This is a genomic window from Microvirga sp. VF16 (assembly GCF_016864375.1).
Classification (GTDB): domain Bacteria; phylum Pseudomonadota; class Alphaproteobacteria; order Rhizobiales; family Beijerinckiaceae; genus Microvirga.
In genome coordinates, this window is the sequence record NZ_CP069354.1 from 2,783,010 (window position 1) to 2,805,602 (window position 22,593).

19 protein-coding genes and 4 pseudogenes are annotated in these 22,593 nt (G+C 57.7%); 11 read left to right on the plus strand and 12 right to left on the minus strand.

The features are described from left to right. Nucleotides 1-152: 152 nt before the first annotated feature. A pseudogene (locus JO965_RS13030) lies at nt 153-1,120 on the plus strand (IS630 family transposase). Nucleotides 1,121-1,137: 17 nt separating this feature from the next. Further along, nucleotides 1,138-1,489 (plus strand): annotated as a pseudogene (locus tag JO965_RS13035) (IS3 family transposase); the annotation flags it as partial. A gap of 171 nt (nt 1,490-1,660) precedes the next feature. Here the strand turns inward: JO965_RS13035 and JO965_RS13040 are convergent. Together JO965_RS13040 and JO965_RS13045 are read right to left on the minus strand one after the other, a co-directional pair. After that, nucleotides 1,661-2,755, minus strand: coding sequence for a glycosyltransferase family 2 protein (locus JO965_RS13040; protein WP_203439335.1), 1,095 nt, complete (start codon nt 2,753-2,755; stop codon nt 1,661-1,663). A gap of 30 nt (nt 2,756-2,785) precedes the next feature. Continuing rightward, a complete protein-coding gene (locus JO965_RS13045; protein ID WP_203439336.1) occupies nt 2,786-4,159 on the minus strand; it encodes a lipopolysaccharide biosynthesis protein in 1,374 nt (457 codons plus the stop codon). Nucleotides 4,160-4,576: 417 nt separating this feature from the next. Here JO965_RS13045 and JO965_RS13050 point away from each other — a divergent pair, with 417 nt between their 5' ends. Continuing rightward, the gene (locus JO965_RS13050; RefSeq protein ID WP_203439337.1) at nt 4,577-5,656 is read left to right on the plus strand and encodes an IS630 family transposase; all 1,080 of its coding nucleotides are present in this window, start codon (nt 4,577-4,579) and stop codon (nt 5,654-5,656) included. A gap of 213 nt (nt 5,657-5,869) precedes the next feature. Here JO965_RS13050 and istB read toward each other — a convergent pair whose 3' ends face one another. Further along, complete coding sequence (gene istB, locus JO965_RS13055; RefSeq protein WP_203439338.1) at nt 5,870-6,613, minus strand: IS21-like element helper ATPase IstB; 744 nt, start codon at nt 6,611-6,613, stop codon at nt 5,870-5,872. 13 nt (nt 6,614-6,626) lie between these two features. Further along, nucleotides 6,627-7,373: a transposase gene (locus tag JO965_RS13060; protein WP_203439339.1), complete on the minus strand. Its 747-nt coding sequence runs from the start codon at nt 7,371-7,373 to the stop codon at nt 6,627-6,629. Nucleotides 7,374-7,495: 122 nt separating this feature from the next. Between JO965_RS13060 and JO965_RS13065 the strand changes: the two genes are divergently transcribed. From JO965_RS13065 to JO965_RS13075, 4 genes are all read left to right on the plus strand, one after another. Further along, nucleotides 7,496-7,708 (plus strand): DUF5372 family protein, encoded by a 213-nt coding sequence (locus JO965_RS13065; RefSeq protein WP_246776543.1) that lies wholly within the window; start codon nt 7,496-7,498, stop codon nt 7,706-7,708. Nucleotides 7,709-7,898: 190 nt separating this feature from the next. Next, nucleotides 7,899-8,348 (plus strand): helix-turn-helix domain-containing protein, encoded by a 450-nt coding sequence (locus JO965_RS47860; protein ID WP_246776544.1) that lies wholly within the window; start codon nt 7,899-7,901, stop codon nt 8,346-8,348. A 97-nt stretch (nt 8,349-8,445) separates the two neighbouring features. Beyond that, on the plus strand, nt 8,446-8,640 hold the full coding sequence (locus JO965_RS47865) for a hypothetical protein (protein WP_246776545.1): 195 nt from the start codon (nt 8,446-8,448) through the stop codon (nt 8,638-8,640). Next, on the plus strand, nt 8,630-10,714 hold the full coding sequence (locus tag JO965_RS13075) for a recombinase family protein (RefSeq protein ID WP_203439340.1): 2,085 nt from the start codon (nt 8,630-8,632) through the stop codon (nt 10,712-10,714). The genes JO965_RS47865 and JO965_RS13075 overlap by 11 nt, the downstream gene beginning before the upstream one ends. Before the next feature lie 9 nt (nt 10,715-10,723). On the opposite strand, the pseudogene istA reads toward JO965_RS13075, so the two are convergent. Further along, nucleotides 10,724-11,287: pseudogene (istA, locus tag JO965_RS13080) on the minus strand (IS21 family transposase); the annotation flags it as partial. An 85-nt stretch (nt 11,288-11,372) separates the two neighbouring features. Here istA and JO965_RS13085 point away from each other — a divergent pair. The 4 genes and pseudogenes from JO965_RS13085 to JO965_RS13100 form a co-directional block, all read left to right on the plus strand. Next, entirely contained in the window at nt 11,373-11,768 is a 396-nt protein-coding gene (locus JO965_RS13085) for a transposase (RefSeq protein ID WP_203439341.1), read from the plus strand. Further along, complete coding sequence (gene tnpB / locus JO965_RS13090) at nt 11,765-12,121, plus strand: IS66 family insertion sequence element accessory protein TnpB (protein WP_203439342.1); 357 nt, start codon at nt 11,765-11,767, stop codon at nt 12,119-12,121. Before JO965_RS13085 ends, tnpB begins: the two co-directional genes overlap by 4 nt. A 79-nt stretch (nt 12,122-12,200) precedes the next feature. Then, the gene (locus JO965_RS13095) at nt 12,201-13,721 is read left to right on the plus strand and encodes an IS66 family transposase (RefSeq protein WP_203439343.1); all 1,521 of its coding nucleotides are present in this window, start codon (nt 12,201-12,203) and stop codon (nt 13,719-13,721) included. 188 nt (nt 13,722-13,909) lie between these two features. Continuing rightward, nucleotides 13,910-14,368 (plus strand): annotated as a pseudogene (locus JO965_RS13100) (IS3 family transposase); the annotation flags it as partial. A gap of 310 nt (nt 14,369-14,678) precedes the next feature. Here the strand turns inward: JO965_RS13100 and JO965_RS13105 are convergent. The 7 genes from JO965_RS13105 to JO965_RS13135 all read right to left on the minus strand — a co-directional run bounded on the left by JO965_RS13105 (nt 14,679) and on the right by JO965_RS13135 (nt 22,493). Next, entirely contained in the window at nt 14,679-15,659 is a 981-nt protein-coding gene (locus JO965_RS13105; protein ID WP_203439344.1) for an NAD(P)-dependent oxidoreductase, read from the minus strand. Next, on the minus strand, nt 15,656-17,122 hold the full coding sequence (locus JO965_RS13110) for a nucleotide sugar dehydrogenase (protein WP_203439345.1): 1,467 nt from the start codon (nt 17,120-17,122) through the stop codon (nt 15,656-15,658). The genes JO965_RS13105 and JO965_RS13110 overlap by 4 nt, the downstream gene beginning before the upstream one ends. A 98-nt stretch (nt 17,123-17,220) precedes the next feature. After that, nucleotides 17,221-17,958 (minus strand): sugar transferase, encoded by a 738-nt coding sequence (locus JO965_RS13115; RefSeq protein WP_203439346.1) that lies wholly within the window; start codon nt 17,956-17,958, stop codon nt 17,221-17,223. Then, the gene (locus JO965_RS13120; protein ID WP_203439347.1) at nt 17,951-19,093 is read right to left on the minus strand and encodes a DegT/DnrJ/EryC1/StrS aminotransferase family protein; all 1,143 of its coding nucleotides are present in this window, start codon (nt 19,091-19,093) and stop codon (nt 17,951-17,953) included. Before JO965_RS13120 ends, JO965_RS13115 begins: the two co-directional genes overlap by 8 nt. A gap of 276 nt (nt 19,094-19,369) precedes the next feature. Further along, nucleotides 19,370-20,086 carry a nucleotidyltransferase family protein gene (locus JO965_RS13125; protein WP_203439348.1) on the minus strand — a complete coding sequence of 239 codons (717 nt, stop codon included), beginning with the start codon at nt 20,084-20,086 and terminating at the stop codon, nt 19,370-19,372. A gap of 402 nt (nt 20,087-20,488) precedes the next feature. After that, a complete protein-coding gene (locus JO965_RS13130; RefSeq protein WP_203439349.1) occupies nt 20,489-21,199 on the minus strand; it encodes a class I SAM-dependent methyltransferase in 711 nt (236 codons plus the stop codon). A 307-nt stretch (nt 21,200-21,506) separates the two neighbouring features. Then, nucleotides 21,507-22,493, minus strand: a complete 987-nt coding sequence (locus tag JO965_RS13135; RefSeq protein WP_203444173.1) for an IS481 family transposase — start codon at nt 22,491-22,493, stop codon at nt 21,507-21,509. Nucleotides 22,494-22,593 lie beyond the last annotated feature (100 nt).

Below are 22,593 nucleotides of genomic sequence, written 5' to 3' on the forward strand. Positions count from 1 at the left end.
TAATGCGACATCCTAGATCTTCAATTGCAGCACCTCGAAAGGGGATGTCGATCTATGAAACTATATGCCTGCACATTAGAGCGGATTTGGCTTGAACGGAATCGGCGTGTCTGATTCCGTGGTGTCTGGGGGCGTGAGCAGCGAGGCTCACCATGACGACACCGCTCTCTCAGGATCTTCGCCAGCGCATTGCCCGGGCTGTGGTCAATGGCAGTTCAATCCGCCAGGCCGCTGCGCGTTACGAGGTCAGCCCGTCGGCTGCCGTGAAGCTGATGCAGCGGGCGCGCAAGACCGGCTCTCTCGCCCCTGACCGGATTGGCGGGCGTCGTCGCCCGATGCTGGAGCCGCATGAGGACCTGCTCCGTAGCCTGATCGCCACGAAGTCCGGCATCACGCTCTCCGAGATCCAAGCCGAACTGAGAGCCCGCGGGATCGTGGTGGCGGCGCTCTCCACCATCCTGCTCACCCTGCGCCGGTTCGGCCTGCGGCACAAAAAAGACACTCCGGGCGGCCGAGCAGGACCGGCCCGATGTCGCGCGCGAGCGCCAGCGTTGGCGGGTGTGGCAGCGCTATATGGACCCCAGCCGCTTTGTCTTTCTCGATGAGACCGGCACCACAACCACGATGACGCGCCGCTATGGTTGGGGGCCCGAGGGTGAGCGGGTAGTGGACGCCACGCCCTGGGGGCACTGGAAGATCACGACCTTTGTGGCGGGCCTGCGCGCGAGCGGCGTGATTGCCCCGATGGTGCTCGACGGCCCGATGACGGGGGAGGTGTTCCGCGCCCATGTTGAGCAAGTCCTGGTTCCGGAACTCTCGCCGGATGACGTGGTGGTGCTCGACAATCTGGCCGCGCACAAGGTGGCGGGCATCCGGGAGATGATCCGGGCAACTGGCGCCAGCCTGCTCTACCTGCCGCCGTACTCGCCCGACCTCAACCCAATCGATCCTTCGACAGGCTCAGGATGAGGAGGTGTTTGCCAAACTCAAAGCGCTGCTGCGCAAGGCCGCCGCCTGAACGAAGGACGCGCTCTGGATCACCATTGGCGAGTTGCTCGATAGCTTCCCGGCTGCGGAATGTCGTAACTACCTCAGCAACTGCGGCTACAAACCCGTGTAAACCGAAAATGCTCTAGGGCTCTGCTGCGAAACGCCGGCTGGCTCGTGAACAAGAAGCTGGCCGCGCGGATCTGGCGACAGGAGGGACTTAAAGTGCCGCAAGAGCAACCGAAGAAAGGTCAGCTCTGGCTCAACGATGGCTTGTGCATCCGGCTGTGTGGCTGGAGATCCCAACCATGTCTGGTCGGACAACTTCGTCGAGGACCGCACGTACAATGGGCGCAAGTTCTGCATGCTCAACGTCATCGATGAGTTCGCTCGGGAATGCCTGGCCATCCGGGTAAGCCGGAAACTCAAAGCCATCGATGTGCTCTCGGAACTGTTCATCCTGCGCGGTGTTCGAGGTCACATTCGCTCCGACAACGGGCCGAGTTCGTGGCCAAAGCAGCAGGCGAGTGAATCATAACTTTCTCCTCATCGGAGACATCCGAGCAATAAGGTTTACGAGTTGAAGTGATCGCGTCCCAACGGCCATAACCTCAAGCCAAATCTATAACAGCCTCTAGGTAAACATAAGGCTATGCATCGTTCACAAGGCCGATTATCGCCGCTGCTCAAGCATCATCCTTTGTCCTTTATGATGCCACCTATTCCAGAACTTAGCTAAGCCCACTAAGAAGCCTAATCCATAAGAGAAATGTAGTATAACGAAAGCCAAAGCGACGCGCGGTATGAGATGCCAATCTGCTCGACGTACTGTCAGAACAGAGGCTACGAAATTTGCTCCTATATAACTACCGGCTATCAGAAGAACGCCCCACCGTCCATAGGTGGAAAAAGGGGCAAGAAAAAGCGCGAGAATGAGAGATGCCATGAAGAGGGGCGGAATAAACTGCCGAAGCCTCATCTGCGAAGGGTGCTTCTGCATAACTCTGATTTTCCAGTAGCCGTATTGATAGTATTGTCGCCACAATGATCGGGGTGTGCTTCGATTGTAATAACTGGATTTTATATTTGGACTGATCAGGATCTTTCCACCCATTTCGAGTAGGCGGTAATTGATCTCGTCATCTTGATTGCGGATCTGTTCCTCGTCGAATAGCCCGATACGCTCGAAAATTTGGCGAGGCCACGCGCCCATCGAGACGGTGTCGGTCCATTCCTCGCGTTCAGAAGAGCTGAAACGCCCATGTCCTACTCCAAAGCCACTGCTGGTTGCTAAGGATACGGCCTCGCCGAAGCGCCCCTCGCTTACTGTTACCATTCGTCCACCTACGTGGTCGGCGCCTGATTTCTGGAGTGCAGAGACACACTGACGAACGTGATCTGGCTCGATGAAAGTATGCCCGTCAACCCGGATGATCACATCACCACGTGCTTGCTTAAGGGCAAGATTGAGGCCTGTGGAAACAATCAAATCTGGATTGTCGATGATCCGGACCTCTATGCTCGGCCATGATGCGACTATGCGAGCAATAATCTGTCTGGTGTCATCGGTTGACATACCATCTGCGATGAGTACCTCGAGCAGATTATGAGGATAATCCTGGCTTAATATCGTTCTGAGGCTTCGTTCAATGAACTTGGCCTCATTTCGAATAGGCATCACGATGCTAACATAAACAGGATGATTTGCGCGCGAAGAACACGTCTCCTTGGACGCTTCATCAGCCGATAAATGATCAACATATCCCATTTTATGCTACCCATTTTGATGTTCAGATGCTCATTCGTTATGCCGAGTACGGCTGTCACAGCATATGAGGCACCAAACGATCTGCAGGATGATCGCGAGAGCACTCATTGTTGAAAACAAAGCTATCGCCGCAATTTCACTCTGCAATAATAGCGCGCCGAATACTAAAGATGCGATACCAATTACGGTGACGGCAATTTCGTAGATCAGAAATTGGCCCTGTAGCCCCAAAATTGGGATAGCAGCCAGGGTCGGCACAGCCAGAAATGCGAAGTATGAGGATAGTGACAGCCAGCGGGCATACACTCCAGCGACCCGCCATTCGCTACCGAAGACATGACCAAAGAGCCATGGTCCCGCGATTGCCATCAGTCCGAACGGTATTAGACCTAGTATTGCGAGCGCTGCGGTTCCCTTCACTAAAATTGGCCGCAGGCTCTCCGATTGGTGGCTTGCCTCGGCGATGCGTGCCAAAAAGACAGGACCCGCGGCTTCGGCAATGACGGTGTTTGGAAGACGAATGACGCGATTTGCAAGCAGATAGAAACCTGCTGCCGCTGGCTCTAGAAGGGCGGCAAGCAAAAGCGACGGGATGTTGTAAGATAATTGCCTCAGCCATTTTTGCGGAGCGCGGAAGAGCGGAAAGTCTCGGAAACGGTAGGCAACTTCCTTGATGGTAATGCTAGAGTTTGGTGCGCCATCTACTTTGCCTGCAGTGTCGCGGCATGTTAGAGTAGGCTTCGCGCCAATCCATAGTAGAGCTGTCTGCAAAATTTGAGACATAACTCCCAAAATCAGAAGAGTTGGAGCTGTTGCTACTATAAGTCCAACCGTGACTTTGGATGTATTGTTGGCAATAGCTTCTACAACACTGATTCTGGAAATCGCGTCAAATCTCTGAACCCGATAAAGCCAATGGTGCAAAGGTTGGCAGAAGCCTGACAGCAGCACTAGAAGCGGACCCAACATCAACAATGCCGGTGATGCTGTAAAGCCAATCGCATGGGCTACCTGCTCCCTGAATATACCAAAACCGATAAAAGAAATAAGGGCCACTATAAGGCATGTGATTATAGAAAGTTTGAAGAGGCTTCGAGCCTCCTGATCGGAATGTGGTAAAACAATTGCAGCTCCATACATAAGATCTGAGACTGACGCTATGATCATTACAGCAGCTGAGAATACAGCCACGACGCCGAAGGCTTCCGGGCCATATAAGCGCGTAATCAGCGGAGAAAATGCGACTGTGATTAATTGAGCGGTAGCCGCTCCACTGATTGCAACAGTAGCGCTGCGGATGAAACTATATGATTTTAGTAAGCGTATCCGTTGCAGCGGTGTAAGCATGCCGCTGTAATCAGATATTTCGTGCACTCCTCCTCTATTGCCTATATTTTTTTCCATAATAGATAGAATTACCTTGTTCTTGAGGGATCAAAACGCATATTACTTGACGCTGCGTTCGATGCCTCTGCTCCGTGAAAGGCAGCGCCTTTCCCCGATTGGGAGGAAAAGGCGACAAGTTCGAGCCGGATAAGTCAATTTATGGGCGCGCTTACTGATCCAGCCCACACTTGGACAGCTGCAATTCATAAATTTTATGTCAGAGGGCCTCTAGTGAATATAGCTCCTTTGTGTCAGTGTTCAGCGCAAAAGTGGAGCTTTGGACTTATGCTCCCAAAGCAGCGCATGTACTAATCTCGCCTTTGGCCGATCAAACGGCATGGCAAAATGTGCACACCAAGCAGGCTAGTGGTTTGCGCCTGACGGAAGAGTCCGATCGCGGATTCCCCTCGGCCGGTGTGCATGCGAAGCTGTGGCATGCGCACTGGCATCTCGATCACCCTGACTTCGTCCGACCGACTTCGGCTTGAGGCGCTCATCAGCAACCGGAACACAGCTCAGAAGCACGTCTGGCGGGCCGCCATCGTGCTGCTGAGCGCAGACGGCATCGGCACAACCGAGATCGTGCGTCGGACCGGCACCTCCAAGACCTGTGTCTGGCGCTGGCAGGAGCGCTTCATGCACGAGGGTGTCGACGGACTGCTGCGCGACAAGACCCGCCCCTCCCGGATCAAGCCGCTCGGCCCGGACATGGCCGAGCGGGTGGTCAACCTGACGCTTTCCGACCCACCGATTGAGGCGACCCACTGGACTGCCGCCCTGATGGCCAAGGAGAGTGGCATCAGCGCCAGTGCAGTACGACGCATCTGGCGAGCGCATGGCCTCCAGCCGCATCGCTATCGCCAATTCAAGCTCTCCAACGATCCCCGGTTCGCCGAGAAGCTCAGAGACGTGGTCGGGCTCTATGTCGATCCACCGGCGCATGCCATCGTGCTCTCCGTCGATGAGAAGAGCCAGATCCAGGCGCTCGACCGCACCCAGCCCGGGCTGCCGCTCAAGAAGGGCCGCCTCGGGACCATGACGCACGACTACAAGCGCCATGGCACCACCACGCTGTTTGCCGCCCTGAACGTGCTGGATGGCACTGTCATCGGCCGCAACATGCAGCGCCACCGGCATCAGGAATTCATCCGCTTTCTGAACACCATTGAAGCCCAGGTGCCGGCGAGCAAGGCCGTGCACGTGATCCTTGACAACTATGCGGCTCACAAGCACCCGAAGGTTCGCGCTTGGCTCGATCGTCACGAGCGCTTCACCTTTCACTTCACCCCGACCTCATGCTCGTGGCTCAACGCGGTTGAGGGTTTCTTTGCCAAACTGACCCGGCAGAGGCTCAAGCGAGGGGTCTTCCACTCAGTGGTTGATCTTCAGGCCGCCATCAACCGATACGTTGCCGAGACGAATGCTCGTCCCAAGCCTTTCACGTGGACGGCTGATCCGGATGAAATCATCGCTGCCGTCAGGCGTGGGCACCAAGCGTTAGATTCTATCCACTAGGATGATCGCTGGTGTGATATGCGCATTCCAGGGATGGTGATCAGTAGTTCCACACGATCATGATCACTCGTTCTGGTGATCGTGATCACCGTCAGCGTTGACCTGGCGGTCCGCTGAGCGGCAATGAAGCGGTTGGTACCGCTGGCAGTTGTAAGGTGGTCTGGAAACAGGCGTTGGGTCAAGCCCGGCGCCGGCGATCAAAGATTGATCGGATCATGCCACACTCCTGTCGCCGGCCCGGCGGCGCAGGCTGTCGCCCTTGAGTTCAATCCGATGCGCATTGTGAATGACGCGATCCAGGATCGCGTCGCCGAGAGTGGGATCGGCAATCACATCGTGCCAGTGCGACACGGGAACCTGACTGGTGATCAGCAGCGAGCCCTTGTCGTAGCGGTCGTCGACGATCTCGAGGAGATCCCGGCGCTGCTCGGCGGTGAGCGGCTCCGGTCCCCAATCGTCGATGATGATCAGATCCGTCCGCTCCAAGGTGCTCATCAGGCGCGCCACACGGCCTTCGCCGCGGGCTTGGGCCAGATCGGCAAACAGGCGCGGCGCCCGGCGGTACAGAACCGAGAAGCCGTCGCGACAGGCCTTGTGGCCGAGCGCGCAGGCGAGCCAGCTCTTCCCCGTCCCGGTCGGGCCGACAATCGCCAGGTGATTGTGATCGCGCACCCATTGGCTGGTCGCCAGCGCCTGGAACAAGGCCCGGTCGAGACCGCGCGAGGTGCGGTAGTCGACATTCTCGACCGTGGCGCTCTGGCGCAGTTTGGCCGCGCTGAGACGGCGCGCCAGACGACGGTTGTCGCGGAACGTGACTTCCCGATCGACGAGAAGGCCGAGCCAGTCGGCATGGGGCATCGCGGCCGCGTCGGGGTTGGTCTGCAACTCGAGCAGCGTGTCGGCCATGGCGCTCAGGCCTAGGGCCCGCAGGCGTTCGACGGTGGGATGAAGCAGCATGAGGATCTCCTGATCAGTGGTAGTAGCCGGGGCCGCGGATGTTGGCGTGGACGAGAACCGGCGCGTCCTGCGCCGGCTGGGAGGCCTTGTGCGTGCCGCTCTTCAGAATGGCGGCAACAGAGGTGTAGGACCGGGTGTTGATCGCCAGAGCCTGCGCGCAGGCCGCATCGACCCGCTCGGCTCCATAGCGCTTGACCAAGCCGAGAATGCCGATTGCCGAGCGGAAGCCCTGCTCGGGATGCGGCCGGGAGCGCAGGATGACGTCGATCAAAGTGGCGGCGTCGGGTCCGACCTTGCCGGCCTCGCGGCGGATGCGCTCATGCGTCCAGTCGCGGTAGCGCCGATGCGAGCTCGGCATGTGCTCGGCCACCGTGGTTGGCCGATGCGGACGATGGGAGCGCACATGCGAGGCCACGCGCTTGCCGCGCAGGAAGATCTCGACGGTCGTGGCCGTGATCCGCGCCTCGACCTCTTGGCGCACGAGGCTGTGTGGCACGCTGTAGTAGTGCTTGGCGATCTCGATGTGGTAATCGAGACCGACGCGGCAGCGCTTCCACTCGGCATATTCGTAAGGTTCGGCCGGCAGCGGCAGCAGCGCCGGGCGATCCAGCGCCTCGAACAGTTCGCGCCGGCTGCGGCCCCAACCGCGCAACGGCCGCTCATTCAGGTCGCGCAGCAGATTCTGGATGGCGTCGTTGAGGGCCGGCAGCGAGAAGAAGCGGCGGTTGCGCAGGCGGGCCAGGATCCAGCGTCCGACCACCTGAACGCCGACCTCGACCTTCGCCTTCTTTCAAGTCCAGGACTGCAGTTCGTGCTGACACTCAAGCGCGTATAGAGTTCGAGGTCACGCACCCGTTCCATCCGTGGCGCGGCCAGCGCTTCGTGCTGTCGACCCGCAAGCAGAACTGGGGTGAGGACCGCGTCATGTTCTACGACGCGGAGGGACGGCTTCGTTCGCTGCTTGCGTCATGGACGGACGTCGCCGGACCCGATGTTTTCATTCAGGTCGCGGCCGGCAGGTCGTTTGTGCGTCCCGATGATCTGGCAACCTTGGCGGCGTTGATCGCGCAAATCGAGCGCAGCCATGGCGGCTGACCGCGTGTCAGGCAATTTATGCCGCATATGTCAAGCTAATTATGCCGCTGCATGCAGACGTTGCCGTCGGCCCTGGCCTCTGGTTTGCGTTAATTTCCGGCATTCGTTCCGTATGGTAGCAGCCTTCATTAGATTGACACGTTCTCTGCTAAGGCGTAATTTGGCTTACATAGAGGGAAGAGGCTATACCATGCCCAACGAGACCAAACGCGATCGACTGCGCCATCTCGGAGCACTCAACCCTCGTCCCGAAGCTGTCCGCGCACCCTGGTTTCGTGAGTCCAGCTTCTTCGATCCTCTCGATCTCGTGCAGGTGAAGTACGAGATGCTGCGTTACGTCCAGGAGGACGGCGTCACCAAGGCCGATGCCGCCGCGCTTTTCGGTCTGTCGCGGCCAACCTACTATCAGGCCGAGGCCGCGTTCGAACGCGAGGGCATCACCGGCCTGCTGCCACGCCCCCGGGGACCAAAGTCAGCCCACAAGCTCACCGCCGAGGTTATGCAGCTCATCGAGCAGAACCAGCACGCGGGGGCCCCGTTGCAGGCACGATCCCTGGCGCAACTGCTGCATTCGACGCTCGGTATCAGTGTCCATCCCCGCAGCATCGAGCGCGCGATCGCCCGTAAAAAAAAACGGTGAGACCCATGCGCGCATCCCGACACTGCCGCACGGCTGCAAGGATTGCTATGAGACGCTGCGCGCCGCCGTCTTGTGCGGTCAGGCCTGCGTCAAGGACATGGGCGCCATCGTTTTTCATGGCTTTTGGCAAGGGCTGGCGGTGCTGATCGCGGCTCCTCAGCCTCCCCCGCCGATCCATCGGCGGCCGGAACCACCGCCCACGGCTTCGGCGGCAGTGCACGATCGCCAGCTCGTGCATATGCTCGCCAACATGGTGCTGGCAGCAGAGACGCGAGGCAATCATGTCTACTGATATTGCCATGAAGGTTGGCGCCGACCATCTGCGGCGTGATGCGTTCCTCTACGTGCGTCAGTCCTCTCTTCGTCAGGTGTTCGAGAACACCGAGAGCACCAAGCGGCAATACGCCTTGCGCGATCGCGCCGTGGCGCTAGGCTGGCCCATCGAACGTGTCCATGTCATCGATAGCGACCTGGGTCTCTCCGGCGCGCAGTCGCAGGACCGCGACGGCTTCCAGCACCTGGTGACCGAAGTGGCGATGGGGCATGCAGGGATCGTGCTGGGGCTGGAAGTGTCGCGCCTGGCACGCAACAATGCCGACTGGCACCGTCTCCTTGAGCTGGCTGCCATGTCGCGCACGCTCATCATGGACGAGGACGGCGTCTACGATCCGGCTTATTTCAACGATCGCATGCTGCTCGGGCTGAAGGGCACGATGAGCGAGGCCGAACTGCACATCCTGAAGTCGCGGCTGCAAGGCGGCATTCTCAACAAGGCACGCCGCGGCGAGCTCGAGATGCCGTTGCCGATCGGGTTGGTCTACACCCCTGACGCGCGGGTCGTGCTCGATCCCGACCGGCAGATCCAGGACACGGTGCGGCTCCTGTTCGATACCTTCCGCGAGACCGGCTCAGCCTGCGCTGTCGTGCGCCGCCTGCGGGGTGAGCAGATCCTCTTCCCCCGGCGGATCCGCCGCGGCATCGGCAAGGGCGACGTTCTGTGGAGCGAGATCGACCATTCCCGCGTACTCCAGATTCTGCACAACCCGCGATATGCCGGCGCGTTCGCTTATGGGCGCACGCGCACAGCCTACAATGCCAAGCTCAAGTCCGTGCAGCTGCGCGTGGCGAGATCCGATTGGCAGGTGCTTATACCCGAAGCCCACGAGGGCTACATTCCCTGGGCCGAGTACGAGCGCAATCAGACAGCCCTGGAACAGAACGCCGCCGGCTTTTCACCTGGCCTGCGTGGACGCATGCCTCGCCAAGGCAGCGGTCTGTTGCAGGGACGGCTGCTGTGCGGCCGCTGCGGTGCACGCATGCGGGTCCACTATGAGCCGTTCGAGGGGCGGCTGCGCCCGTATTATGTCTGCAACGAAGCGGTCGTGCGACACGCCGGCAAGCACTGCCAATGGGTGCGCGGCGCTCCGGTCGATGATGCGGTGAGCACGCTCCTGCTGGAGGCGATGGCGCCGGCGGCGATCGATGTCGCGCTCGCCGTGCAGCAGGAGATCACCCAGCGCGTGGAGCAGGCTGCGGCGCTGCGCGGCACGCAGCTGCAACGCGCCCGCTATGAAGCTGAACTGGCCCGCCGGCGCTACCTGAAGGTCGATCCGGACAACCGTCTGGTCGCCGACGCGCTGGAAGCCGACTGGAACGCACGGCTGCGTGACCTCGACGCACTCCAGCGCACGCACGAGCGCCAGAACGAGGCCGACTGTTCGCTGCTGGACGAGCCAGCGCAGGAGCGCATCAGGGCGCTGGCCGCCGATTTCCCGCGCATCTGGAATGACGAGCGCACCGGTGCCGTCGAACGCAAGCGCATGCTCGGCCTTCTCATCGATGACGTGACGCTGCTCGTCGACGAGCAGGTCAACATCCATATCCGTTGGCGCGGCGGGCGCACGCAGAGCCTGTCGGTGGCCAGACCACGGCCTATGTCAGTGATACGCAAGACGCCGGCAAAGGTCGTGGCGTTGATGAACGAGCTGCTGGAGATCGCCAACGACCGGCAGATCGCCGCCCGTCTCAATGAACTCGGGCATCGCAACTGGCGCGGCGAACCCTTCACGCTGAAGAAGGTCATGCTGGTGCGCCGCACCTATGGCTTGAAGAGCCGGTACGAACGGCTGCGGGAGAGCGGCATGATCACCGGCGAAGAAGTAGCCCAGCAGCTCGGCGTGTGCGTCTCGACCGTTCACCAACTCGGGCGGAAGGGCATTCTCAAGCGCCATCGATACGCCACCAACCATCGATACTTGTACGAACCGCCGGGCAACGTCAGACTCGAAAAAGGTGCCGGCAGCCGATATGGTGGTCGTCCGCCCAGATTAATTGTCGCTCAACCACTCCAACAAGGTGCATCGTGATGCCTGCTCCTTGTCGCGCGGCTTGTAGGGCCGGGCCGGCACGATGGCGGTGCCGTAGTGGCGGGCCGCGTCGGCATAGGTGCGATTGACCATCGGCTCGTGGAAGCAGGCCTTGGTGATCCCGGCCTTGAGATTGTCGCTGACCGTCTGGCGGGTGGCGCCGCCCAGGAAGGCAAAGGTACGCACATGCGAGCCGATCCAGTCCGGCAGGCTCTGGGTGAAGCTGGCCTCGGCATAGGTGTAGTTGGAGGCGCCGAGCACGGCGACGAAGATCTGGACCGGGCGGACCTCGCCGGTGAGCCCGTCGATCACCTCCATGGTGTGGCCGGAATAGTCGACGAACAGCCTCTCGCCGGCGACATGGACCTGGCGCAGAGTGGGTTTGAGCCGGCCGGCCCAGTCCTTGTAGTGCTCGCAGAACCAGGAATAGCTGAAGGCATCAGACGTGCTGTCGCAGTATTCCTCCCATAGCAGCATGAGCGTCACGCCCGGCCGGCGCAGTTCGCGATGAACCAGGGTCCAGTCGGGCTGGCTGCGTTGCTCGGTGGGCAGATCGGAGGGCGGCGGATAGAGCGTAAGCGGTGTTCTGAACCCACCTTACGTCCGTGTCTCTGAGCGGCGAGACTAACGATCTCTGATTTGGGATCGTTTTGTGTCGATGGTTGACCATATGCTTGAGCCGCCGCGGCTGGTGCGGCGCCTGGAAGTGATCACCGGAGTTGGCGGACGCCGACGCTGGTCAGCCGCTGAGAAGGCGCGGATCCTGGAGGAGGCGATGGCTCCCGGCGCGGTGGTGTCCGACGTGGCCCGCCGCAATGGCATGTCGCCCCAGCACCTGTTCACCTGGCGCCGGCAGGCCAAGCGAGAGGCCGACACTCATCCTCTGACCTTTACCCCAGTTGTGGTCAGCCCTGACACGCCGCAGCCCACGCCGGCCGCTGGCCGTGAGGCGATCATCGAGATTGTCGTGGAGGGTGTCGTCATCCGCGTCCCGCCCGGTGTCGATGGAGCGACACTGGCCCGCGTGCTGCACGCGCTCAAGAGCCTGCGATGATTGGGCCGAGCGGGACCGTCCGCGTTCTCGTGGCGACCAAGCCCGTTGACTTCCGCAAAGGGGCGGATGGCCTCGCTGCGCTCGTGCGCGACACCATGGGAGCGGATCCGTTCTCCGGGACTGTTTATGTCTTCCGGGCCAAACGCGCGGATCGCGTCAAGCTGGTGTTCTGGGACGGTACGGGCGTGGTTCTCGTGGCCAAAAGGTTGGAGGACGGCGAGTTCCGCTGGCCCAAGGTGCAAGATGGTGGCCTTCACCTGTCGGCCGCTCAACTCTCAGCGCTGCTCGAAGGTTTGGACTGGCGCCGCGTGCATGAGGCGCGCCAGATCACAGTGCCGTCGGCGGCGAGTTGATCACACCGTCAGTCCCACCCCGTAAGAGCAGTCGTCGCCCACCGCAAAGCATGATTCACTTCGTCCTGTGACCAGCGCGATGCCAGCTCTCCCGGATGATCCTGACCTGCTCAAAGCCATGCTCCTGGCCGAGCGGGCGCGGGCCGAGCGGCTGGAGCAGATCATCAAGGCGATGCAGCGTCACCGCTTCGGCCGCCGCGCCGAGAGCCTGCCCGAGGATCAGCTGCTGCTGGGCCTGGAAGAGGCCGAACAGACTGAGGCCGCTGAGGACGCCCAACACGAGCAAGCGGATCCGGCCGAGCGTAAAAGCCGCGCGGCCCAGCGGCGCCGGAACCGTGGATCCTTGCCGGCGCATCTGCCGCGCATCGAGACGATCATCGACATCGACGATCCGGCCTGTCCCTGCTGCCGCAACCTCCTGCACCGCATCGGCGAGGATGTCTCTGAACGCCTCGACATCGTGCCGGCGCAACTGCGCGTGCTGGTGATGCGCCGGCCCAAATACGCCTGCCGCCACTGCGAAGATGGAGTGGTGCAAGCCCTGGCTCCGGCCCGTGTGATCGAGGGCGGCCTGCCCACCGATGCGCTGGTCGCGCAGGTGCTGGTGTCGAAATACGCCGATCACCTCCCGCTCTACCGGCAGGCGCAGATCTATGCCCGGCAGGGCATCAGCTTGGATCGCTCGACCCTGGCCGACTGGGTCGGACGGGCCGCCTGGCACCTGCGGCCGGTGCATGAACGGCTGCTGGCGCAGCTGAAAGCCTCGTCGAAGCTGTTTGCCGATGAGACCACGGCGCCCGTGCTCGACCCTGGCCGCGGCCAGACCAAAACGGGTCAGCTGTTTGCCTATGCCCGGGATGATCGGCCCTGGGGCGGCACGGACCCGCCCGGAGTGGCCTACGTCTATGCGCCCGATCGCAAGGCAGCACGGCCGATCGAGCATCTGTCCGGTTTTGCCGGTGTGCTGCAGGTGGACGGCTACAGCGGCTACCGAGCCCTGGCGGGAGGCAATCAGGTCACCCTCGCATTCTGTTGGGCACATGTGCGGCGGCGCTTTTACGAGTTGGCTGCGGCCGGCGCGGCGCCGATCGCCAGCGAAGCCCTCACGCGCATCGCGGAGCTGTATCGGATTGAGAGCGACATCCGTGGCATGAGTGCGGCGGAGAGATGCCGGATTCGTCAGGCCAAGAGCCGTCCCATTCTGGAGGCTCTCGAGCCGTGGCTGCGCGCCAAGCTCGGTCTGATCAGCCAGAAGAGCAAGCTGGCCGAGGCGATCCGCTACGCGCTCTCGCGCTGGGACGGGCTGACGCGGTTTGTCGACGACGGGCGCATTGAGATCGACTCCAACGTGGTCGAGCGGGCGATCCGGCCCTTGGCATTGACGCGCAAGAACGCACTGTTTGCTGGCTCGGACCGCGGTGGCGGGCACTGGGCGATCATCGCCTCGCTAGTTGAGACCTGCAAACTGTGCGGAGTGGATCCGCAGGCCTATCTCGCCGACGTGTTGAGCCGCATCGCCACCGGTCATCTCAACACCCGCATCGATGATCTACTGCCGTGGGCCTATGCCACTACGCCAGACCTCAAGGCCGTGGCCTGAGAACAGCGCTTACCATCCTGGTAGAGGCTGCTAAATTCATCCCGGAGCCGGGTCACAATGTTGCCCTTAGGGAAAGCTGCCTGGGCAACTCGCACGGTCTCGGCCGGAATCTCACCAATCGGCTCGGGATGAAGGCTCATGGATTCTTCCTCTTGCTGAATAGCCAACAGAGAATTCGCCGACAGTATCTCTCGTACGTGTGGACGGGTGAAGGCTGGCTGTACCTGGCCATAATCCTCGACCTGTTCGCTCGCCGCGTGGTTGGCTGGGCGGTGAGTGATCGGCTGCACAAGGAACTGGCGCTCGAGGCGCTGCGCAAGGCTCTGGCGATCCGAAGACCCGGTGAGGGCCTGATCCATCACGCCGACCGCGGCAGTCAATATTGTTCAACCGCGTATCAGGCGGAGCTGAGGAAGCACGGCATCCGGATCTCGATGTCCGGGAAGGGAAATTGCTACGACAACTCGGTAGTCGAGACCTTCTTCAAGACCTTGAAGTCCGAACTGGTCTGGCGCACGGTGTTCCAGCCGCGTGCCGAGGCCAAGGCGGTGATCGGGCGTTACATCGACGGATTCTACAATCCCGTCCGGCGTCATTCGACGCTGGACTATGTCAGCCCGGTTCAGTTCGAAAGGCTGGCCGGATAGCTACTAAACCGCTCTCCACAAAAGCGAGGCAAGACCATGTCGACCCGCGCCTGGCTCGCAACCAGCCGGCGGCGGTGACCTCAGGGCTTTCGCGGCACAGGGCCTGACCCGGCGCGGCACCAGGGCCTGACGGGGCTCCTCGGAGGTCTGCCGCCCTGCATCCAGGAGCATGACGGACCCGGTCCTGTCGGGCCGCACCATCGATCCGACCCATCCCGGTTGCAGCCCTACCACGCCCGGCGCTCATCACGCCGCATCCGCCCCCATCGGGAAGGGGCAACATGAGCTGGTTCAAGTAACATTGCTCCTGTCAAAGAGGTGTTACTAAGTCATGCTCTCTATACCACCCAAACGTGCTCGAAACACCATCGTCGAGGCTTGTCCGCTCATAGTATCCTGTCATCGCGTCGGTGCGTATCATTGAAGGACATCGTCTTGTCGGTGATCCAGACGTGGTATGCCCAGGAACGAGCTTCACGTCGGCATGCATAGTATCACGTATGATCTCGGCTACTCTCATAATTGAATATTCAGGTGCTTCCGTGCCGATGTTCCAGGTGCCACCTATTGCCGCCGGGTTTCTGGCGAGGCGAATGATCATTGCCACTGCATCATCGATATAGCAGAACGTTCTTGAGTGGGTGGGAGAATAGACCTCGAGCTCGCCCCCCGGTTCTGTGTTATGGATGCGTCTCATAAGTTCAGGGATCACGTGATCTCGTCCCATGCGGGGACCGTAAACATTGTGTGGTCGCACAATCACGGATCGTAGACCAGATTGAAGCACCAATGCCTCACCGTATAACTTAGAGAGCATGTAGGACGTTCTTGGTGACGATAAGGGCGGCACAGTGAGTATGGAATCTTCTATGGTTGGAAATGCAAGAAGATCAGAGAACTCGCTTCCTGAATAAACTTCGCTCGTCGAAGCGAAAATGAAAGCAAATATATTTCTTTGTCTTCTCGCAAGTCTCAACGCTTCAATCGTTAAGGCCGTGTTGAGTGCGAGCGTGTCGTAGGAGCGGCTTACAACATTCTTGACGCCAACAATTGCAGCAAGGTGAAAAATAAGGTTGTAGTCGGAATCGAGTATATCAGTCGCGTTTGCGACGCTCATGTCTAACTCGATTGTGCGTACATGGCGGCTACTGCTGACAACAGAAAGTTCAAAATCACTCTGGCCTCGCGAAAAATTATCGACGAGATCGACATGCACACCTGTTCGAACAAGAGCTCTAGCGATATGAAGCCCAATGAAGCCTGCCCCACCCGTTATAAGCACTTTCTTCATAGCTCACCCCTGCCGATTGCTGCGACCTCCAGCCCCGCGTCACTCAACGTCATCATTTGCTCACGCGAAAGAACGCCGTTGGCATCGAAGAGGAGAGGGCGAGAATTTCCTATCCAACGAGAGAAATCCAATTCTCTATACTGGCAATGTCCCACGGCAATAACGACGGCATCATATTTCTCTGCACTTGGTAGATCGCTATAGAATGGGACCTCAACTTCATCGAACGAATCGACTAGCGGATCTGTCACTTCAACGGCTGCACCCCTTTCGAGTAGTGCAGATACTAGCGTGATCGTTGGAGACAAACGGGTATCCCCAACGTCGGCACGATAGGTAGCCCCGAGCACAAGGATACGCTTGCCTCCAAGCTCTCCGCCGAAGCGCTCTTCGAGCGTGATGGCAGTGACATGTGGCATCGCATCATTGATGCAGACACTCAAGGTTGATATAGGGAAATCAAGATCATCGTAACCAAATATATCGCGTGCGGAGGCGGGTCCAAAAAGAGGGTCTTTCGTAAGGCAATATCCTCCGACACCGAGACCGGGAAAGCGGATGTTGCTATGTGTTGGGCGAACTCGAATTGAATCCAGAACGGCAAAGAGATCCACATCAATTCTGCGAGCGAACCGTTCCCATTCATCTATGAGGGCTATGTTGACCGCGCGATAGGTATTCTCAAGTACCTTCGCCATCTCGGCGCTGCGCATGTTAGGCAAACGGAAGAGAGGCTTCCGTGCAACATCAACATAGCTTGACAGGAACTTCTCTGTCCTTTCCGCAGCGTGAAATGTGAAACCTGCATATACTCGCCACATATCGGTGATGCTTGCAAGATAGCTTCCACCTGGCATCACGCGTTCATAGGAATAGGCAAGTTGTAGCTGATCCGGACGGAAGCCTCGAAGCTCAAGACACCTCTCCAATAAGGGGGCAACCACCCGTTCACAGGTGCCGGGTGGTACAGTGGTTTCAACAAGAACGAGAGCGTCAGGGCGCATGTTCTCGCCCACTACCGTAAGAGCCGCCCGAAATGGATCTAGTCTCGCGCTGGGGACGTTACCAAGCTTTTCGACATCGACACCTACATTGACGATGATCACATCGGCCTTGGAGAGTGCACTGTTGTCGGTAACAGCAAACAGGTTTCCAATTTCGTTCGCTGTCATCATCGCGCGGACCAGAGACAGATCGGTTGTCGGAAACGGAACTCTTCCTTCATTAATTGCAGAGGCCCGCTTCCGTCCAACCTCATTATCGAGATCGAGTCCGATTACCCTATAGAGTGCCTGTCCTGAATGGTTTCGGGCTGAAGCAATGGCGGCAGCATTCGCAGCTCCTACGAAACCCAGTCCTTGCACGCACACAGTTTTCATGTCTTGTGCGAAAATTGTAGAACGATTTGTGTCAGCGGAGAGATCAGCCAATTCCGGATCTTGAATGAGTGATTGCGTATTCATGTCAACCCACACGAGCTTCAGAGACTTAAGGTAGATGCGGCATCACTCAAGCGAAGATTCGAGATCAGCAGCTGCGATTTCTCGCTGTTGTTCACTCCTCAGGGTGGCGTTGCGCTGCAGCTCTCGATTTTTCTGTCCGTTGCGCCTTCGCTTTCGGTCGGAGCGTTCAGATAAAGAGGGGGGACATAACCAAAAACCGCTACGATGCCCCGTAAGATCCAACAAAGATCCGATACAATGGTGCGTCTCGGGTAATAGGCCAAGTCTATCTTAGCTTTGGCTGGAAAGATCGTAGAGCGATAAAATTCGGTCGGGTCAACGTGCGATGGAAAGAGCGAGCTCTCGTTTCGGAACAACACTTGGCTTGGTCCAAAGATTCCCGGCTTATAGTCAAGAACTTCCTCGTAGTCGCCATTGAAGCAGTCCTTAAAGTGTAATGTCTCGGGCCGTGGCCCAACGATCGACATGTTACCGATGATGATGTTCCAGAGCTGAGGAAGCTCATCGAGCTTCGTTTTCTGCAGAAATTTTCCAATCAATGTAAGTCGTTCGTCGTTATCCATGGTGAGAGGGCTGCCATTCGTACCGCAGTCCCGGCGAAATTTCCGGAACTTATACATGCAGAACACGCGGCCTCTTAAGCCAAGTCTTGGCTGTGAGAAGATGGATGGTGTGCCACTTTCACAGCATATAGCTGCCGCTACAAGTATCATCAGGGGGATGAAGATAACCAGCGCCGTTCCTGCAAGCGTTAAATCTATGGAGCGCCTGATCAAATTTCCTACAGACGGATTGCCATCCTTAAACAATAAGGCAGCACTTCTATTTTCATCCATCAGCGAGCTCCTGTTGGGAGATCTGAGCGAGTGCCTCTGCAAGAGCCTCTGAGACTTGCTCGACTTGAGCTTCTGTCATCCGCGGATGGAGAGGAAGTGTCAGCTCATGAGAGGCAAACTTCTCTGTCCATGGCAGTCGTGTAGGACCAAGCAAGTCTCGATAGAGCGAGAGCTTATGGGCTGGCGGGTAGTGAACTGTAGTTTGAATTCCCATTCCGTATAGTTTCGACATCACCTGTTGTCGATTTGAGTCAGACGGTAGGACAACAGGCATTATATGATGAGCCGAACCACCAGGATGACCATAGAAAGGAATCCTTATCTCAGGGCAGTCGCGCGGTAAAATTTTATGGTATAGAAGTGAAAGATCTCGCCTTTTTTTATTCCAAGTGTCCAAATTTTTCAGTTGAACTAGTCCAAGTGCAGCTCTCAGTTCATCCATACGGTAGTTATAGCCAAGCATCGTAACATCATAAGTAATGCCTTGGTTCAGGTGTCTTTGGAACGTGCTCGCTGTGAGACCATGTGCTCGCAACTGCCGGATCCGCTCAAGGAGATGGTAGTCCTCAGAGACCACCATGCCGCCTTCTGCAGTGGTAAGGTTCTTATTGCCATAAAAGCTGAAAACACCCGCAGTTCCAATAGTGCCCGCGCCGACCATACCGGCTGCATGTGCGGCATCTTCAATAAGAACTATGCCTCGTTCGGCGGCAAAAGTGCGCCAACGGGATCGATCAGCCAAGTACCCAGCGTAATGAACCAGTATAATTGCTTTGGTTTTTTCCGTGCATTTTGCGGTAGCATCATCGATCGACATCAGCGGCATATCAAGCGACTCAATGTCTACGAATACAGGTCTTGCCCCGACATATAAGACGCAGTTAACGCTGGCGGCGAACGTCATTGCGGGAACCAATACTTCGTCCCCCGGCTGAATTCCGAGAGCTAACATTACGAGGTGAAGACCAGCAGTGCATGAGCTGACTGCGACGGCATCTTGCATCTCGTGCTTCTCTGCAAATTCACGCTCGAAACGCGAAACACGTTCGCCCATAGTGATCCAGCCCTGATCAATCACTTCCGATAGTGCGCGCTTCTCCTCCTCTCCAAGGGTTGGCTCCGCGACGAACAGCATTGTAACTTCCTTCCCTTTTCGATCTTGTAAGATAGCTCATTGAACATGCGTAGCCTGATGTGCGACCTTCTTTTGCAACCTGTATTTAGGTCTTGTGATCTTCCTTCAGAAGGTGTCCATGCCAGCTTTAGCCGGTTGCTTGGATTGGCCTCAAGGCGGGGCTGAGGTTTATCCGACCTTGGCTATAGGAAAGCCCTAGTCGGTATGTTCAAGTGAATCAGTGCCATGTGAGGATGCTGACCTTTCCCACTGCAAGAATTTTTGTTCATCCACACTCTAAACTGCGCTTGCTGCAAATGATGGAACTTGCTCATCCCAATCAATTTCCTGCGCTTTATGAAAATCTTCGACCCGACCGATGTCGAGCCAGAGACCTTGGTGCTTGTAGGTATGTATCGGAACGCCTCTTTCCATCATGCAAAATACCAAGTCATCAAAACCGAACGGCATGCCTGAGGGGATATACTGAAGAACCTCCGGCTCCATGCAGTACGCACCCATGCTGACGCAGTTCAATAAGGTAGGTTTCTCTCGAAACCGCGTCACAACACCACTCATGTCGTCAACGACACCAAAATCCATCTTTGTTTCTCTGGTTGCTGTGGCGATTGTGAGTGGATGTCCGTGGCTGCGGTGATGATAAGTGAAAGCGCTCAAGCTCAGATCGGTTAGTACATCACCGTTAAGGACTAGGAATGTGCAATCCAATTTGTCTCGCAGGAGGGTCAAAGGGCCAATTGTACCGAGCGGTTCCGCTTCCTGCGTGTAGCTTATATTCATGCCCCATTGCTTGCCGTCTCCACAGACGCTGCGTATGAGGTGGCCCAGATATCCGGTCGTGATATAGATGTCCTCGATACCGTTCCGCCGAAGCCACTTGAGAAGGAGCTCGATGACCGGCTTAGCTCCAATCGGCATCAATGGTTTCGGCAGGACGGAAGTATAAGGCCTCAGGCGAGTTCCTCTGCCACCTGATTGGATCACGGCTTTCATCCATGTCTCCTGTTATGATGCGGCGCTCAGGCACCTTTCTCGGGATGAGGTCGTGCCTCGATGACATTACGCTCTGATAGGTCTGCGTGTGGGTGCTTCACTCACGTTAATGCTAGAGTTTGCCATACCGAATGCTTGTATGACCTAAATGAAAATAGCACTGGCCTTTTGCAAGGCAAAGCGGACATCTGCCTATATTATGAGTTACTCCCAGAGATGGGACGGTGAAAGGGGTGAGATAATGGAGTAATCGTGTTGATGTTATATATGTTATTGCCGCGCAATTATTATCATACTGCAATAAATTATCTATCAATGAGGCTTATTATATTATATCGATTGTGTATTATATAACTATTTTTGAGGTTGTTTATGAATATAAAGGTATGCGGCCACGATATATTAGCCTCTGCCAGACAGGGGGGCGCTATATCCTTGCTCAAGTAAGCCAACGTAGTGGGAGCGGAAGACAGGAATTTTTCCAAGCAAAGGGTAGATCAGGTCCGTGTGTCGCCCAAGTTTCTCGGCTACTGGAGGAAGCAGAGTTGTCGAGTGGAGCTTTAGGTGAAAGTTTGGGAATAGCTGACGAATCCTGGTCTTCGTCATAGCGCGCACGCTCGGATTGTTTGGGTTAGGATATCTGAGATCGTACCATGCAATTACGCCGCCAGGCCTGAGTAGGCGCGTGATTGTTTTTGCAACGTTCTTGGACGTCTGCTCGTCCAAGATAGACGAAAAAACCATAAAGGTTGAGATCAAGTCGAAAGAGTTATCTCGAAGCTCGAGGTTCTCTGCATTCGCTTCAGTGAATGTTAATTTCGGATATTTGCGGCGAGCTGAATCGACTTCGTCAGGGAGCAGATCTACACCAAAGAGGTTTTCAGCTTTAGCACCTTCCTGATGAAACCAATTAAGCAAATCACCGCTTCCGCACCCGATATCCAGAATTTTATAGCGAAACAGCGAGTGATTTTGCTTTTTTAAAGTAGCACTCAATTGCCTGAGTCGTTCAGCCTCTATGTGCTCTCGGCCTGGGTTGAGACTGCTCCATCTTCCCTGTTGACGATACTCTGCATAGACTTGTCGGATGCGCTTGATCTCAGAACTTTCCATTTTAATGCCTCAGATGATTAGATAAAAACCTCACAAACCGCCATGCTTAGCCCGAACGTACGTGATTTTTATCTTTACGGCGAGTAAGGATACAGAACCACTTGCTCACTGAACCGTACAGAGCGAGCGGAGATAAGAGCTGCATTCGAATTACCGAATAGGGATGTGTCAGTTCGCAACTCATAAAGTAGTCCCGCAGCCCATCTCTGCAGCACCTTCACACTCGGCAGTCAATAAGACTCGCTGAGCATCATATGACTCAGCATTCTACTATGTAAATTGAGAAGGGCATACTAAGGTTTGCCCGCTAGGTGTCTGGATGCGAGACCTCCTTGGCGTGAGCGACGACCTGGAGGGCTTGAGGCAAAGCGTGTGGATCGGGTGGCTTCGCGCGCCGATTGGCCAGCTTCGGCTCAGCGACCAAGCGGCTTCGCACGACCTCGTCCGGTGATCGCCCCTTGAGCACGCGCTGGCGTCTTCTGTTGTAGGCTTGGTTGAAGCCCTTGAGCAGCGTCTCCAGATCCCCATGGCTGTAGATCGTGATGCCGAGCACTTCACGCTGCACCCGTCCATTGAAGCGCTCGGCGAGACCATTCGTCTGCGGCGTATACGGCTTGGTCCTGCGATGCTCCACCTTCAACTGGTGGCAGGCGTCCTCGAAGCCATCAGCGGTAAAGCACGAGCCACGGTCGGTGAGCACGTGGGTGACCTTGAAGGGAAACGCGCGGATCGCTTCTTTGAGGAAGGCAATCGCGCTTATGGCCAGCTCGTCGTCTTTGACGGCCAGGTGCACCCAGCGCGAGCAGCGGTCGATGGCGACATAGAGGAAGCGTTTGCGGCTCTCGCCATTGGCGGTTCTCAGCTTGGGCAGGTGTTTGATGTCCATGTGCACGAAGCCGAGATCGTAGTCCTTGAAGGTGCCGCTCCGGCGCTGGCGCTGCTGCGCCGGTGGCAGGCGGCCTAAGCCTTCAGCCTTGAGGATGCGGTAGACCGCATCACGGTTGAGATGCGGCAGGAAATGCGTGACCACGAAGGTCAGATCGTCGAGCGGAAAGCCGGTGGCCTGCCTCAGGGCGCAGACGATGGCGCGTTCCTCCTCGGTGGCCCTCCAGGGCAGCTTGTGCGGCCGGCTGCTGTGGTCCTGACAGTCTTTGGGGCCGCGCTTGCGCCATTTGCGGACCGTCTCGGTGCTCACACTGAAGCGCTGGGCCAGCACGCCCGTCGGCTCGGATGAGCGGGCAATCTCCTGGCGGACGGCTGGAGTGGTGCGGGCTTGCGGATGAAGGGAGTGCATCATGTCCTCCTGCGATGAGGAGCTCGGCGCCGCAGGCCGTCAAAGCGCCAAGCATACTCCTCAATCGCGCAACGCACTTGGTCCCAACAACGTTCCGCCA

What these genes read in the sequence shown, in the direction of transcription:
- JO965_RS13040 (WP_203439335.1), bottom strand. Translation starts at nt 2,755, where the DNA reads ATGGGATATGTTGATCATTTATCGGCTGATGAAGCGTCCAAGGAGACG.
- JO965_RS13045 (WP_203439336.1), bottom strand. Translation starts at nt 4,159, where the DNA reads ATGGAAAAAAATATAGGCAATAGAGGAGGAGTGCACGAAATATCTGAT.
- JO965_RS13050 (WP_203439337.1), top strand. Translation starts at nt 4,577, where the DNA reads ATGCGCACTGGCATCTCGATCACCCTGACTTCGTCCGACCGACTTCGG.
- istB (WP_203439338.1), bottom strand. Translation starts at nt 6,613, where the DNA reads ATGCTGCTTCATCCCACCGTCGAACGCCTGCGGGCCCTAGGCCTGAGC.
- JO965_RS47860 (WP_246776544.1), top strand. Translation starts at nt 7,899, where the DNA reads ATGCCCAACGAGACCAAACGCGATCGACTGCGCCATCTCGGAGCACTC.
- JO965_RS47865 (WP_246776545.1), top strand. Translation starts at nt 8,446, where the DNA reads ATGGGCGCCATCGTTTTTCATGGCTTTTGGCAAGGGCTGGCGGTGCTG.
- JO965_RS13075 (WP_203439340.1), top strand. Translation starts at nt 8,630, where the DNA reads ATGTCTACTGATATTGCCATGAAGGTTGGCGCCGACCATCTGCGGCGT.
- JO965_RS13085 (WP_203439341.1), top strand. Translation starts at nt 11,373, where the DNA reads ATGGTTGACCATATGCTTGAGCCGCCGCGGCTGGTGCGGCGCCTGGAA.
- tnpB (WP_203439342.1), top strand. Translation starts at nt 11,765, where the DNA reads ATGATTGGGCCGAGCGGGACCGTCCGCGTTCTCGTGGCGACCAAGCCC.
- JO965_RS13095 (WP_203439343.1), top strand. Translation starts at nt 12,201, where the DNA reads ATGCCAGCTCTCCCGGATGATCCTGACCTGCTCAAAGCCATGCTCCTG.
- JO965_RS13105 (WP_203439344.1), bottom strand. Translation starts at nt 15,659, where the DNA reads ATGAAGAAAGTGCTTATAACGGGTGGGGCAGGCTTCATTGGGCTTCAT.
- JO965_RS13110 (WP_203439345.1), bottom strand. Translation starts at nt 17,122, where the DNA reads ATGAATACGCAATCACTCATTCAAGATCCGGAATTGGCTGATCTCTCC.
- JO965_RS13115 (WP_203439346.1), bottom strand. Translation starts at nt 17,958, where the DNA reads ATGGATGAAAATAGAAGTGCTGCCTTATTGTTTAAGGATGGCAATCCG.
- JO965_RS13120 (WP_203439347.1), bottom strand. Translation starts at nt 19,093, where the DNA reads ATGCTGTTCGTCGCGGAGCCAACCCTTGGAGAGGAGGAGAAGCGCGCA.
- JO965_RS13125 (WP_203439348.1), bottom strand. Translation starts at nt 20,086, where the DNA reads ATGAAAGCCGTGATCCAATCAGGTGGCAGAGGAACTCGCCTGAGGCCT.
- JO965_RS13130 (WP_203439349.1), bottom strand. Translation starts at nt 21,199, where the DNA reads ATGGAAAGTTCTGAGATCAAGCGCATCCGACAAGTCTATGCAGAGTAT.
- JO965_RS13135 (WP_203444173.1), bottom strand. Translation starts at nt 22,493, where the DNA reads ATGCACTCCCTTCATCCGCAAGCCCGCACCACTCCAGCCGTCCGCCAG.